This is a genomic window from Ensifer sp. M14 (assembly GCF_003355565.1).
Classification (GTDB): domain Bacteria; phylum Pseudomonadota; class Alphaproteobacteria; order Rhizobiales; family Rhizobiaceae; genus Ensifer.
Map to the genome: position 1 here is coordinate 654,452 of NZ_QJNR01000014.1, position 13,077 is coordinate 667,528.

Genomic DNA, 13,077 nt, shown 5'->3' on the forward strand with positions numbered 1-13,077 from the left:
ACATGAATGGGCCCATGAACAAAATTGTCATCGTCGGCGCGGGCGAGTGTGGCGCAAGGGCGGCGTTCGGCCTTCGGGAAAAGGGCTACCAGGGCGAGATCACGCTCATTGGCGCCGAGCCGCATCTGCCGTACGAGCGGCCACCGCTCTCAAAGGAAGGTATGGCCGAGCAGCGGGGTCCGAAACATGTTGCCGATGCCGACCGCTATCGGTCCGCCGGGATAGAGGTGCTCACCGACGCAGCCGTCGAGGGTATCGATCGTGGCGCCAAGACGGTTAGAATGGCCGATGGGCGGGAACTTTCCTATGACCGGCTGCTGCTTGCGACCGGTGCAAGCCCCAGGCATTTTCCCGGACAACCGCAGACAACACCGCTTTTCCTGACGCTGCGGACGCATGCCGACGCCGAAGCCATCCGCGCGAAGCTCGCGCCTGGCAGCACACTTGCCATCATCGGTGGTGGGTTTATCGGCCTGGAACTTGCGGCGACCGCCCGCAAGCTTGGCGCGGAGGTCGTTCTCCTCGAGGGCCTGCCACGCGTGCTTTCCCGCGGCGTGCCGGAAGAAATCGCCGCCGTCGTTGCCGAAAGACATAGGCTGGAAGGCGTCGATATCCGCTGCAACGCCAGGATCGTTGGCATCGAGGCGCGCGAGAAGAGGGCGCATATTCAGCTTGGCGATGGCGACAGCCTTGTCGCCGACCTGGTCGTTGTCGGCATTGGCGCCGTGCCGAATACGGCCTTGGCCGAGGCTTCAGGCCTTGTCGTCGACAATGGCATTGCCGTCGACGAGACGCTTTGCACCTCTGACCCCAACATATTTGCGGCGGGCGATTGCTGCTCCTTTCCGCTCGGACACTATGGCGGCCGGCGCATACGGCTTGAGGCCTGGCGCAACGCGCAGGATCAGGGAACGCTCGCTGCCGCCAACCTTATGGGGGCAGCCGAACCGATCGCCAGCGTGCCGTGGTTCTGGTCGGATCAATACGACCTCACCCTGCAGATTGCAGGCCTCGCCGAAGGGGCTGTGACGACAGTGCGGCGCGACCTTGGCGATGGTGCCTTCATTCTCTTCCATCTTGACGCAAGCGGCAGGCTGATCAGTGCCAGCGGCATCGGTAAGGGAAACGCCGTTGCGCGCGATATCCGCCTTGCCGAGATGCTCATTGCTGCCGGCAAGCGGCCAAGTCCGCAGGCGCTTGGCTCGACCGAAACCAAGCTGAAGGCGCTGCTTGCCGCCTGAGGCGGGATGCATTCCCCGTTTCTATAACAACAACCGATATCCGGAGTTCCCGATGCGAAACCGCCGCCCCACCGTTGCCGACCTCCTGTCGACCAAAGGCAAGAGACAGTTGACGATGTTGCGGGTGGAAACGCTTGAGGAGGCCGAGGCGGCCGAAGCGGCCGGTATCGACCTCGTCTCCGTGCCGCCGGCCCTGCTCGGTCCGGAATTTCGCGAAGTTGCCCCGACGTGTTTTGCGTTTCCGGGTCTCGAATACGGCGACCTTGTCACGGCCGACGAGTATATCCGCGCCGCATTCAAGGCGCTCAAGGCGGGAGGGGATGCAGTCTATTGTGCAGCAAGCCTTTCGACCGTCCGCCGCATGCGCGACGAGGGCATTCCGGTCTGCGGCCATGTCGGCCTCATTCCGTCCAAGGCCACCTGGACCGGTGGGTTTCGCGCGGTGGGCAAGACAGCGGCCAGTGCGCTCGAAATCTGGCGGCAGGTCAAGGCGCTGGACGAGGCGGGCGCCTTTGCCGCCGAGATCGAAGTGGTGCCGGGCGAGGTTGCGGCAGCGATCAGCGCCAAGACGTCGATGCTGATGCTGTCTATGGGCGCGGGTACGGGCTGCGACGCGCAATACCTCTTCAGTGATGATGTGCTTGGCGCCAACCGTGGCCATGTTCCTCGCCACGCCAAGATTTACCGCAACTTTGCCGCCGAACATGAGCGGTTGCAACGCGAACGCATTGCCGCTTACTCGGAGTTTGCCGACGACGTGCGGTCCGGGGCCTATCCGCAGAAGAGCCATCTCGTCGGGATCGACACATCCGAGTTGAACGCGTTCTTGTCGGATCTGGAGCGTATGTAAACCGGGGCTTGCCTTGCCTTGCGCGGTCCGGTTGGTGTATTCAGCCTGTCTGTCCATCTCCCACGCTGTAGCACCGGATCTCCACTTGAGCGCGTTCGTCGAGGGTACCCTGACTTTTCTCACCATTCTCGCGGTCATCTACGCCGCCACGGTGCTCGTCTATTTTGCGCTCGGTTACGGCATCACCTGGCTCAATGATCGTAATCCGGAGCGGCGCATCCAAAAGGGGCGGCGAGGCGAGAAACGCAAGGCGATCGAGATCCGCCAGAGCATGGCGTCTATCCTTGTGACCTGCACGTCCGTTGCGATCGGCCTCTTCGTCCAGTATCAGGGATGGACCCTGTTTTCACCGTGGGACTTCAGCTGGTGGACGGCCGTGCCGCTCTTCCTGCTTTGCATGGTGCTGTTCGACGCGTGGTTCTATTTTGCGCACCGGCTGCTGCACACCAAGCTGTTCTACAAATATCATCTTCTGCATCACCGCAGCGTCGCACCGACGGTGTGGAGCAACGATTCGATCGGCCTGGTCGATACAGCCCTGTCGCAGGGTTATTATGCCGTCATCACGTTTGTGGTGCCGTTTCCGCCGCTGATTCTGCTGGCGCACCGGTTGTTCGACCAGATCAATGGCACGTTCGGGCACGCGGGCTTTGAGTATTTCGCCTCATCGACGGCGCGCTACCCGTCGCCGCTGCTCTGCACCACCTATCACGACCAGCACCACGAAGAGTTCAAATACAATTTCGCGAATTATTTCTCCTTCTGGGACCGCGTGCTCGGCACGATCTCGCCGGTCTACGACCGTCGGGTGGAGACGTTTGAGGGTGAGGCGCCGGCCATCAACCTCAAGCGACCGTCGCAATCTGCCGCTGCGCAGGAAGCAACGGCTACCTCCGATCGGTAATCCGCGACCCTCACTGCAAAGCCATTTTCTCTGATATCCGAGATCGTTAGGTGATTTTTCCCGTTCGGGAAACAACCTCAGATCACCGTGCCTCGTCGTCTCCCGTAGCGGCCGCTAGGTTTCATGCAACCTACCGCCTCTATTCCACCGGAGATACCCATGAAGAAACTGCTGATTGCGAGCGCTGCCTTTGTCGCGCTGCTGAGCGGCCCGGCTTTTGCCGATGCGCCGACCACCCTTCTCAATGCTTCCTACGATATCGCCCGGGAAATCTTTGCGGCCGAGAACGAAGCCTTCATCAAGGCGCATCCGGGCGTCACGGTCGACCAGTCGCATGCCGGCACCTCGAAGCAGGCGCGTGCCATCGTCGAAGGTCTTGAGGCTGACGTCGTCACCTTCAATCAGGTGACCGACATCGACTTCCTGGCAAAGAACGGTTTCGTCGCCGAGGGATGGCAGAAGGAATTTCCCAACAACGCGTCGCCCTTCTACTCCTTCCCGTCCTTCCTGGTGCGCGCCGGCAACCCGAAAGGCATCAAGGATTGGGGTGATCTCGCCCGTGACGACGTGAAGGTGATCTTCCCGAACCCGAAGACATCAGGCAATGCCCGCTACACCTATCTGGCGGCCACGGCCTATGCCAAGGAAGCTTTCAAGGACGATCCGGCCAAGGTCACCGAGTTCGTCAAGAAGATCTTCGACAACGTTCCGGTCTTTGACACAGGAGGCCGTGCGGCAACGACGACTTTCGTCGAGCGCGAAATCGGCGATGTGATCATCACCTTCGAGGCGGAAACCCGATCGATCGCCAAACAATATGGGACCGACAAGTTCGAAAGCGTCGTGCCTTCGGTCAGCCTGCTGGCAGAATTCCCTGTCGCCGTCGTTGACAAGGTGGCAGACAAGCGCGGTTCGCGCGAATTGGCAAAGTCCTATCTCGATTTCCTCTATACCGAGGAGGGCCAGAAGATCGCCGCTGAATACGGCCACCGTGTCCACAACGAGAAAGTCGCGGCAGAGTTCAAGGACCAGTTTCCGCAGATCCGCCTGGTCAAGGTCGAAGATGTCTTCGGTGGTTGGGGCAAGATCAAGGACGAACACTTTGCCGCCGGTGCCGCTCTCGACCAGATCTATGGTAATCGCTAACGAGCGATAGCAGACCGAACCTTTTGCCCGGCGAGCTCTGCTCGCCGGGTTCTGCCATGAACGAAAGCCATGCCGCCGTGGAGGCGATCCCTTGAAACGCAATGTCCTGCCCGGTCTTCCCTTGTCGCTGGGCATCACCCTCTTTTATGTCGGGCTGATCGTCGTGCTGCCTTTGGCGGCACTCGTCTTCAAGGCGGCGAGCCTGGGCCCAGCAGAATACTGGGCGATCGTCTCTTCGCCGCGCGCTGTCGCCAGCTACCGCGTCACCGTGCTCTCAGCGCTTGTTGCCACCGCATTCAACCTCGTCTTCGGCCTGGCGCTTGCCTGGGTGCTTGTTCGCTATCGCTTTCCGGGACGACGCATTGTCGACGCGATCGTCGATCTGCCTTTCGCCCTGCCGACGGCTGTCGCCGGCATCGCCTTGACGACGCTCTTTGCCTCGAACGGCTGGTTTGGCGCGCTTCTCGCACCGTTCGGTATCAAGGTGGCCTACACGCCGCTCGGCATCATGGTGGCGATGTGCTTTACGAGCCTGCCTTTCATCGTCCGCACGGTGCAGCCGGTGCTTGAAGATCTCGACCCCGCATTGGAGGAGGCTGCCCAATCGCTCGGCGGATCGGATAGCGCGATTTTCGTGCGTGTCATCCTGCCGTTACTGATGCCGGCGCTGCTTGCGGGCCTCTCATTGTCTTTCGCCCGGTCGCTCGGCGAGTTCGGGGCAATCATCTTCATCGCCGGAAACCAGCCGATGGAAACCGAAATCACCGCCTTGCTCGCCTTCATCCGGCTTGAGGAATACGACTATCAGGCGGCGGCCGCGATCGCCTCGGTGCTGTTGATTACTGCCTTCCTGATGCTAGCCGCCACCAATCTCCTGCAGGCGCGTGCCTTGCGCTACACCGCGAGGTCCTGACGATGACCCCGACCAGACGCAAGCCGCCGCGCGTCGGCGACGGACCGATCATCCGCCGCGTGCTCATCGGCACGACCCTGCTATTCGGCGCCATTCTGGTGCTGGCGCCACTAATCGTGATTGCGGTCGAAGCTTTCAGTCAGGGGTTGAAAGCCTACGGCGCCACCATCGCGCATCCGGACACGCGCCACGCGATTTTTATGACGGTCGCGACCGCGCTGATCGCCGTTCCCATCAATACCGCCTTCGGCCTCGCTGCCGCCTGGGCGATCACCAAGTTCGATTTCTGGGGGCGGCGCGCGCTTCTGGTCGTAATCGAAATCCCGTTCTCGATCTCGCCGATCGTTGCCGGCGTCGCCTATCTCTTCGTCTACGGCCTGCAGGGCCTGTTCGGGCCGATGCTCGAGGCGGCCGATATCAAGATCCTCTTCGCTCTGCCGGGCATTGTGCTCGCCTCGATGTTCGTGACGGCGCCGTTCGTCGCGCGCGAACTCATTCCATTGATGCAGGCGCAGGGTAGGGACCTCGAAGAGGCAGCAACTTCGCTCGGCGCATCCGGCTGGCGCACATTCTTCTCCGTCACGCTTCCCAACGTGAAATGGGCGCTGCTTTACGGCGTCGTTCTCTGTAACGCCCGTGTCATGGGCGAGTTCGGCGCGGTCTCGGTCGTCTCCGGCAATATTCGCGGCCAGACCAACACGCTGCCGCTTCATATCGAGTTGCTCTATCACGACTACCAGGCGGCCGGCGCTTTCGCTGCCGCTTCGATTCTCGCGACGCTTGCCGTCGTCACCATCATCGCCAAGGTCGCGCTCGAGCGCCGCGGTGCCGGTCGCCGGCCGGCGCTTGCCGCAGCGACCAACGAACCCAAAGCAGGAAACCGCCCATGAAGATCCGTCTCGATCAGGTCGTAAAGACCTTCGACACGTTCCGCGCCGTGCACGGCGTCTCGCTCGAGATCGAGAGCGGACAGCTGGTGGCCCTCCTTGGTCCCTCCGGCTCCGGCAAGACGACGATCCTGCGCATGGTGGCCGGGCTCGAATATGCCGATGGCGGCCACATCTATTTCGGCGACCAGGACGCGACCGACATCCCGGTGCGCGACCGCGGCGTCGGCTTCGTGTTTCAGCACTACGCGCTGTTCCCGCATATGACCGTCGCGGAGAACATCGCCTTCGGCATGAAGGTATCCAAAACCAAGCGCAGCAAGCCCGAGATCGCCACGCGTGTTCTGGAACTCCTGCGGCTGGTAAAGCTCGAAGGACTTGGCGACCGCTTCCCCGGGCAGATCTCCGGCGGCCAGCGTCAGCGTGTGGCCCTTGCCCGCGCACTTGCTGTCGATCCGAAGGTGCTGCTTCTCGATGAGCCTTTCGGCGCGCTTGACGCCAATGTTCGCCGTGATCTCCGCCGCTGGCTTCGCGAGATTCACGATGAACTGGGCATTACGACCTTGTTCGTGACGCATGACCAGGAAGAGGCGCTAGATCTCGCCGACCAAGTGGTCATCCTCAACGAAGGCAAGATCGTCCAGGAGGGCACGCCTGCGGACGTTTGTCGACATCCGGGCTCGGCATTTGTCATGCAGTTTCTCGGGGACGTGAACAAATTTCCAGGCGTGGCGCGGGACGGTTTCGTTTTTGTCGGCGAGACAGCAACAGGTGTCGCATCTACCGAAGATGGTCCGGTCGACGTCTTGGTGAGGCCACGTGATGTGGTTTGGCAGAAGAATGGGGGAGGAATTCCGGTGGATATCGAACGTTTCCTCCATCGGCCCGATGGGTTGAGCGTCGTTGGTACGACCAAAGATGGTGTTCGCGTGGAGTTTGAAATCTTTGAAAAAGCTGAACCCGATCTGTCTCGGGGGGCTGGGATTAGCCTTAGGAACGCGCAGGTTTTCCCGAGAGCTGTTTGAATCGGGTGCGCATGCAAGACCTCAAAAAGCGGCGAATTAACCGGCGTCGGAGGCCTGGCGCAGGTATCATTCTGAATCGATCTCCATGAAAGTGGGGAGAGACACGTCTCCAACAGAACATCGCAGTGAGATCGAGAAGAGAAGATCACGGCGTTTTGGCGATCAGCGGAGCCGGCGGTAACGCAACGAGAATCGGCGCGCGGCGGTGAGTGGAAATCCGGCCGGTTGTCCTTACTTAAAGCGCCTGCGCGGTAAGATCAGGACAACGGCCTTAGGTCTTCTCAGCATCCCTTTTTGGGGAGGACACCTACGCCGCCGATTTTGCGGACGTCATTACCATGTCAACGTGAATGTTTGCGAAGGGGCATGTAAGTGCACCACGTTCATCACGCTCGATTAGTCCTAAATTGACAAGCACCGCAGCGTCTTCATGCACGCGCTTGACATCTCGCCCTAGCCGGCGCGCAAGTTCACGGACTCCGATCGTTTCACTCCTGAGAAGCTCGTTCAGCATCTCCCATCGACGTTCGGTAAGGTGGGAGAAAAAGGCTCCGGGAGTAGCAAAATTCAGCGTCTCGCCCTGATAGGTCCCGGTGGCAAGACCCGCCTTGGCCTTCTCTCCGGCGGCGCGCAGGGCCGATTTCCAATCGGTGTTCGTCGTGATGGTCAATGTCCTCATGACTGCCTCCGTTTTTCGATCTCGGACATGAAGTCCTCAATGAGTTGCTCAAGCGACGTGAACTGGTAAGGGTACTCCTTGCCGTCCAAATGCATATGATCACCCTTGCCGCGCTCGTTATCGAAACCGACGACGCGCGGTTTCGAATATAGACCATGCAATACTTGAAACCGTGCGTGGTCGGGGGAACGGGTTCCGGCACCTTCCAGATGACAAACTGGATGATGCTGCCCTCTGCTTCAACGTCTTTGTGCTCGGTGATTTATTGCGCATCCATGTTGGCTAAAATGCCAACGTGGAATGAAGTTGGCAGGGGGGGAGGCCAGCCGTTTGTCGCGAGCCTTCCTGCACGCGCAGATCTTACGGGCGTCTACATTGTGTGCTTGGAAAGATCGCCTCATTGGTGGGAAGGCCAATTTGTCGAATACGCAACGATCACGACGCTGATAGGCGTGCTTCGGCAAAGTGGTCGGCGGCTTCTTCCAGCACCTCTTCCGCTCACTGGTTAAGACTCAATCACGCGGAATGTGCTTTGCGTCTCTCCTGCCAGTCCGCCGGCCGAGTTTGTTCCAAGCCGCGTGACAGTCGGCGGGTAATCAGGTTTCGAGGATTGCTGAAAACGCTCGTCCAGACCATAGTAGCGCGATGCGGCACCTCCTGCGTACAATTATAGACGTCTTCATGTTCGGATCGACTGAGTCGTCCGAACTGCCTCCTCTCGATCACGAGCGAAAGTTTATGGTCAAGCAGTATCGACTAGGCCTCATCACCGAAAACGAATGGCGCGATTTGGTCGATCGAGACCCGACGCTTGCGGCCCATTTTAAGTTTCGTGATCCGCGCGCGATACGGCCAAACTTGAGCTGACTTGACGTCCAGTGATGCTTCCCGGTCCACAGACACTCGAGCGAATTCTTCCGTTCAGCAAAGAAGCCTTTCGCTTGATCTTCGCGGTCGCAGGACTGATTGTTGATGCTTCGGAGTACACAGATATGCATGGGCGTTCCGCCCGAGGGGATTGTGCCATATGGCCTCCTGGAGCACTGGGACCCAGAATTCCCGTCGTGCTTATTGGTGCGGGCGTCCGTCTGTGGATATAGATATTTCTGCTCTCTTCCACCACAAATTTGAAGCTCTCGTATAAACCGTGTTGCAGCGACGCTCGAAAAGAGGCAGAATCATGTTGTCTGTGAATTCGAACGCTCAGACGTGGCCTCATCTGCTACTTGTAGGAGATGGGGCCTTTTAATTCCTAGCACACCCTGATCGCAACCTCTTCGGCGGGGGGCGCTCGCCCGATGTAACCACCCCAGAAGTCCACCACCATGAGCCAATCCGCAACTGGCGGCCCTTGCCGGCCGCCAAGCGCCTCTAACCACCACCGCCGACGCCGGAGATTAGCAAGGTTTGTAGGAAACAGCTGACGGACATTGAGGCCCGATCGAAGCAGACGCGCACCTCGGCGCCTCGGGGAATGACATAGGTCTCGTTGAGTCCGTTGCTCGTTTCCGCGAAATCACCGTCCTAGCTCTCGCCGATGCTTCCGATCGAAAGTTCAACTCCCCCTCGGCCAGCAGATACTCAAAAGCCTATGATGGTATTTCGTGCTGGGTTCCCCCACCCAAATAGCCAAACCTTGAAATTCTTCACACGTTTTTCAGGTTGAAGTCATGCGGCTGTTGCGGCCCATCCTGGTGAAGCTCAATGCTTAGTCTTGCACTTTCTACGGGGGGGGTAAGAGGCTTACTCAGGGTTGTATTTCTTGGCGTCGGGCCATGGTGCGAATTCGTGGGTGCAGTGGATATAGGCACTATGTGCACATCAGAGTTGCAGGCCCCTCACGACATCTCATTAACATCCATGTTGCGCTTGGGTCTTTGGTGTGGTTGAAACGCACCCACTGGATTCATTGTCGATGGGGACTAAATGCTTTTCGAACGGACGGCTATTCAGGATGTTGTAATAATTACGCCTAAGAAGTTCGGCGATTCTCGCGGCTATTTCATGGAAACGTTTCGGGTAGATCAGTTCGAGGCGGAGGTCGGAGCCTTCTCCTTTGTTCAGGATAATCGTTCATTTTCTGCCGAAACGGGAACCGTTCGAGGGCTGCATTTTCAGCTCAACCCCCGTGCTCAAGGAAAGCTTGTGTCCTGCGCAGCGGGTGCGCTGCTTGATGTAGCCGTAGATATTCGAAACGGATCGCCAACTTATGGGCAGTTCGTGACGGCCGAACTGACTGCAAGTAATGCTCGTCAGCTGTGGGTTCCGCCTGGCTTTGCACACGGATTTTGCACACTAGAGCCGAATACTGTGATCAGCTACAAGGTAACAGACTACTACTCTCCTGAGCATGACCGCGGACTGCTATGGAACGATCCAGATATTGCGATCGAGTGGCCGGTGACGACGGATGCCGCCATTCTTTCCGACAAAGATCAGAGGCAACCAGTGTTGGCAGATCTTCAAACCAACTTTGTCTTCGCCTCCTAACCGGCAAGGACCGGCGGTTTGACGCCAATTCAATCAAATTATCGGAGTACATCGAAACATGCGCGTTCTGATCACAGGTGGGGCGGGTTTCATAGGATCGGCTCTCGTTCGTCATCTCGTTCTTGATAAAGGCTACGAGGTACTGAACGTCGACAAGCTCACCTACGCCGCGACGCTTTCATCGCTGAAGCAAGTGGAGTCCGCGTCTTCATACCGCTTCCTCAAGGCGGATATTTGTGATGCAAGCGCGATCTCGGAGGCGTTTTCGACATTCAAGCCTGACCGTGTAATGCACTTGGCGGCCGAGAGCCACGTGGATCGTTCTATTACCGGCTCAAGGGCATTTGTGGAGACCAATGTACTCGGTACCTTCAATATGCTCGAATGCGCGCGTAGTTATTGGGCGGGGCTAACGCGGGAGTTGCAAAGCCGGTTTCGCTTTCTGCATGTTTCGACAGATGAGGTTTACGGCTCGCTTGGCGAAGATGGGTTGTTTTCCGAGACGACAGCCTATGACCCAAGTTCTCCTTATTCGGCGTCCAAAGCTGCATCTGATCATCTCGCAAAGGCTTGGGCGCATACCTACGGCATGCCGATCTTAGTATCGAATTGTTCGAATAACTATGGTCCCTACCACTTCCCTGAAAAACTGATCCCGTTGGTTATTCTGAATGCGCTCGAGGGAAAGCCCCTTCCAGTCTATGGCAACGGCGCCAACATTCGAGATTGGCTGTTTGTTGATGATCACGCCCGCGCTCTCGATGTGATCGCAGCCAAGGGCAGAATCGGCGAAACTTACAATGTTGGCGGGCGCAATGAGCGCCGCAACATTGATGTGGTCAAGCGCATTTGCGCGCTGATGAATGAGTTCAACCCTTCGAGTAGGCCTCACGAGGACTTGATCCAGTTTGTGACGGACCGGCCAGGCCATGACGTCCGCTACGCAATTGATGCGACCAAATTGGAGAATGAACTTGGTTGGAGGGCGCAAGAGACTTTTGATACCGGCATCGAAAAGACAGTGCGCTGGTACCTCGACAATGTCTGGTGGTGGGCGCCTCTTCGTGAAGGCTACGAAGGTACGCGTCTTGGGTTGCTGAAGACCGGTACCGCACAATGAGCCGCCCCTGGCGCTTTGTTGTGACCGGGCTGACTGGGCAAGTTGTTCAGTCACTCGCAGTGCGCAGTTCGCAGTGTGAGGATGTGCAGATTGTTGCGATCGGGCGCCCAGACTTTGATTTGGCGAATGCTGAAACGATAGCGCGTTCTATCAAAACGGCGCGGCCCGACCTGATCGTGTCGGCCGCTGCCTATACGGCTGTCGACCAGGCCGAAAGCAACGAAGGCGATGCCTTTGCAGTCAATGCCGAAGGGCCAGCTGTGGTTGCACGGGTCGCAAAAACACTTGATGTTCCGGTTGTTCATTTGTCGACCGATTATGTGTTCGACGGCAGCAAAGCTGGACCCTATGTCGAGAGCGACCCAGTGGCTCCGTTGGGCGTTTATGGGAGAAGCAAGTTGTTGGGCGAGCAACTGGTAGCGTCTTCGCAAGAGAACCACGCAATTCTCCGCACCGCCTGGGTCTACAGCCCATTTGGCAAGAATTTCTTACGGACAATGCTTCGTGCAGCCGAGACGCGGCCGGAATTGAGCGTTGTTGACGATCAAGTCGGCAATCCGACCTCGGCGCTCGATATTGCGGATGCAATCTTGACGGTTGGACGAAACCTCTTGGGTTCGAACGATCTTGCCCTGCGCGGGATCTTCCATCTAACTGGACGAGGTGCCGCAACTTGGGCCGAGTTCGCCGAGGAAATATTTAGAGTTTCCAAAACGTTGGGTGGGCCGTTTGCCAAGATAAACCGCATTTCCACGCGCGAATATCCGACGCCGGCACAACGTCCTGCTAATTCACAGCTTAGCTGCGAGCGCATCGCCGAACATCACGGGGTAGTCCTGCCCAACTGGAAGATTTCTACTGGTGATGTTGTCGGCCGTCTAACACGATAATAGGTTTAAATCGGAGTTTATTGAATGAAGGGCATAATACTTGCCGGCGGCAGTGGCACTCGTCTGCATCCTATGACATTGGTCAGTTCGAAACAATTAATTCCCGTCTACGACAAGCCAATGATCTACTATCCATTGTCAACATTGATGTTGGCGGGGGTTCGAGAAATATTGATTATCTCGACGCCGAGGGACCTGCCTGATTTTCAGGCCTTGCTGGGGGATGGCTCCAAATGGGGGCTTTCGCTGTCGTATGCCGAGCAGGCGTCGCCAAATGGTCTTGCTCAAGCCTACGTCATTGGTGCTTCCTTCGTAGGGAACAGTCCATCGTGCTTGATTCTCGGTGACAATATCTTCTTCGGCCATGGAATTACCGAGCTCTTTAAAAGCGCTATGGAACGTACGGATGGCGCGACAGTTTTCGCCTACCATGTAAACGATCCCGAACGCTATGGAGTGGTCGAATTCGACCCGGCCATGCGGGCGCTGACGATTGAGGAGAAACCCGAGAGGCCTCGTTCCCATTGGGCTGTCACGGGGTTGTATTTCTACGACCAGGATGTCGTCGATATCGCCGCCAACCTCAAGCCCTCTGCTCGCGGTGAGTATGAGATCACAGACGTTAATCGCACATATCTTGAGCGTGGTAAGCTGCATGTCGAGAAAATGGGGCGAGGATATGCGTGGCTTGACACCGGAACTCCCGACAGTCTCTTGGAAGCGTCAGAGTTTGTTGCCACTCTGGAGCGCAGGCAGGGTTTCAAAATTGCATGCCCTGAAGAAGTTGCGTATCGTCTCGGCTTTATTGATGCCAATCAACTACAGTCACTTGCAGGCCAATACGGCAAGAGCGCCTATGGCCGCTACCTGACAAGTGTCCTTGGAAGTTAGCTTCTGTAGCGGGAATGGCCGACGCGCAGCAGTTTGCGCGC

Annotated in this window: 13 protein-coding genes; 11 read left to right on the forward strand and 2 right to left on the reverse strand. The window is 58.0% G+C overall.

Going from position 1 to position 13,077, the window contains the following annotated elements:
- Positions 1–14 precede the first annotated feature (14 nt).
- The 7 genes from BLJAPNOD_RS31530 to BLJAPNOD_RS31560 all read left to right on the forward strand — a co-directional run bounded on the left by BLJAPNOD_RS31530 (position 15) and on the right by BLJAPNOD_RS31560 (position 6,966).
- Positions 15–1,241 carry an FAD-dependent oxidoreductase gene (locus BLJAPNOD_RS31530; protein WP_115422761.1) on the forward strand — a complete coding sequence of 409 codons (1,227 nt, stop codon included), beginning with the start codon at positions 15–17 and terminating at the stop codon, positions 1,239–1,241.
- 52 nt (positions 1,242–1,293) lie between these two features.
- Entirely contained in the window at positions 1,294–2,091 is a 798-nt protein-coding gene (locus tag BLJAPNOD_RS31535; protein ID WP_115422682.1) for a 3-methyl-2-oxobutanoate hydroxymethyltransferase, read from the forward strand.
- Positions 2,092–2,176: 85 nt separating this feature from the next.
- Positions 2,177–2,995 (forward strand): sterol desaturase family protein, encoded by an 819-nt coding sequence (locus BLJAPNOD_RS31540; RefSeq protein ID WP_077505065.1) that lies wholly within the window; start codon positions 2,177–2,179, stop codon positions 2,993–2,995.
- A 159-nt stretch (positions 2,996–3,154) separates the two neighbouring features.
- Positions 3,155–4,141, forward strand: a complete 987-nt coding sequence (locus BLJAPNOD_RS31545) for a sulfate ABC transporter substrate-binding protein (protein ID WP_115422683.1) — start codon at positions 3,155–3,157, stop codon at positions 4,139–4,141.
- Positions 4,142–4,232: 91 nt separating this feature from the next.
- Positions 4,233–5,054 (forward strand): sulfate ABC transporter permease subunit CysT, encoded by an 822-nt coding sequence (gene cysT, locus BLJAPNOD_RS31550; protein WP_115422684.1) that lies wholly within the window; start codon positions 4,233–4,235, stop codon positions 5,052–5,054.
- On the forward strand, positions 5,051–5,944 hold the full coding sequence (gene cysW / locus BLJAPNOD_RS31555) for a sulfate ABC transporter permease subunit CysW (protein WP_199566078.1): 894 nt from the start codon (positions 5,051–5,053) through the stop codon (positions 5,942–5,944). The genes cysT and cysW overlap by 4 nt, the downstream gene beginning before the upstream one ends.
- Positions 5,941–6,966 carry a sulfate/molybdate ABC transporter ATP-binding protein gene (locus BLJAPNOD_RS31560; protein ID WP_115422686.1) on the forward strand — a complete coding sequence of 342 codons (1,026 nt, stop codon included), beginning with the start codon at positions 5,941–5,943 and terminating at the stop codon, positions 6,964–6,966. The genes cysW and BLJAPNOD_RS31560 overlap by 4 nt, the downstream gene beginning before the upstream one ends.
- A 307-nt stretch (positions 6,967–7,273) precedes the next feature.
- Here the strand turns inward: BLJAPNOD_RS31560 and BLJAPNOD_RS31565 are convergent, their stop codons facing one another.
- Positions 7,274–7,645: a hypothetical protein gene (locus BLJAPNOD_RS31565; protein WP_115422687.1), complete on the reverse strand. Its 372-nt coding sequence runs from the start codon at positions 7,643–7,645 to the stop codon at positions 7,274–7,276.
- The gene (locus tag BLJAPNOD_RS36270; RefSeq protein ID WP_244611178.1) at positions 7,642–7,740 is read right to left on the reverse strand and encodes a hypothetical protein; all 99 of its coding nucleotides are present in this window, start codon (positions 7,738–7,740) and stop codon (positions 7,642–7,644) included. The genes BLJAPNOD_RS31565 and BLJAPNOD_RS36270 overlap by 4 nt, the downstream gene beginning before the upstream one ends.
- A 1,831-nt stretch (positions 7,741–9,571) precedes the next feature.
- On the opposite strand from BLJAPNOD_RS36270, the gene rfbC reads away from it, so the two are divergent.
- The 4 genes from rfbC to rfbA are packed head-to-tail and all read left to right on the forward strand — an operon-like array spanning position 9,572 to position 13,036.
- A complete protein-coding gene (gene rfbC / locus BLJAPNOD_RS31585; RefSeq protein WP_115422689.1) occupies positions 9,572–10,135 on the forward strand; it encodes a dTDP-4-dehydrorhamnose 3,5-epimerase in 564 nt (187 codons plus the stop codon).
- 58 nt (positions 10,136–10,193) lie between these two features.
- Positions 10,194–11,255, forward strand: coding sequence for a dTDP-glucose 4,6-dehydratase (gene rfbB, locus BLJAPNOD_RS31590; protein WP_115422690.1), 1,062 nt, complete (start codon positions 10,194–10,196; stop codon positions 11,253–11,255).
- The gene (gene rfbD, locus BLJAPNOD_RS31595; protein ID WP_115422691.1) at positions 11,252–12,145 is read left to right on the forward strand and encodes a dTDP-4-dehydrorhamnose reductase; all 894 of its coding nucleotides are present in this window, start codon (positions 11,252–11,254) and stop codon (positions 12,143–12,145) included. The genes rfbB and rfbD overlap by 4 nt, the downstream gene beginning before the upstream one ends.
- 24 nt (positions 12,146–12,169) lie before the next feature.
- On the forward strand, positions 12,170–13,036 hold the full coding sequence (rfbA, locus tag BLJAPNOD_RS31600; RefSeq protein ID WP_115422692.1) for a glucose-1-phosphate thymidylyltransferase RfbA: 867 nt from the start codon (positions 12,170–12,172) through the stop codon (positions 13,034–13,036).
- Positions 13,037–13,077 lie beyond the last annotated feature (41 nt).

Coding starts and splice junctions, on each gene's coding strand:
- BLJAPNOD_RS31530 (WP_115422761.1), top strand. CDS start 15: ATGAACAAAATTGTCATCGTCGGCGCGGGCGAGTGTGGCGCAAGGGCG.
- BLJAPNOD_RS36270 (WP_244611178.1), bottom strand. CDS start 7,740: ATGCATTTGGACGGCAAGGAGTACCCTTACCAGTTCACGTCGCTTGAG.
- BLJAPNOD_RS31535 (WP_115422682.1), top strand. CDS start 1,294: ATGCGAAACCGCCGCCCCACCGTTGCCGACCTCCTGTCGACCAAAGGC.
- rfbB (WP_115422690.1), top strand. CDS start 10,194: ATGCGCGTTCTGATCACAGGTGGGGCGGGTTTCATAGGATCGGCTCTC.
- BLJAPNOD_RS31565 (WP_115422687.1), bottom strand. CDS start 7,645: ATGAGGACATTGACCATCACGACGAACACCGATTGGAAATCGGCCCTG.
- BLJAPNOD_RS31545 (WP_115422683.1), top strand. CDS start 3,155: ATGAAGAAACTGCTGATTGCGAGCGCTGCCTTTGTCGCGCTGCTGAGC.
- rfbD (WP_115422691.1), top strand. CDS start 11,252: ATGAGCCGCCCCTGGCGCTTTGTTGTGACCGGGCTGACTGGGCAAGTT.
- BLJAPNOD_RS31560 (WP_115422686.1), top strand. CDS start 5,941: ATGAAGATCCGTCTCGATCAGGTCGTAAAGACCTTCGACACGTTCCGC.
- rfbC (WP_115422689.1), top strand. CDS start 9,572: ATGCTTTTCGAACGGACGGCTATTCAGGATGTTGTAATAATTACGCCT.
- rfbA (WP_115422692.1), top strand. CDS start 12,170: ATGAAGGGCATAATACTTGCCGGCGGCAGTGGCACTCGTCTGCATCCT.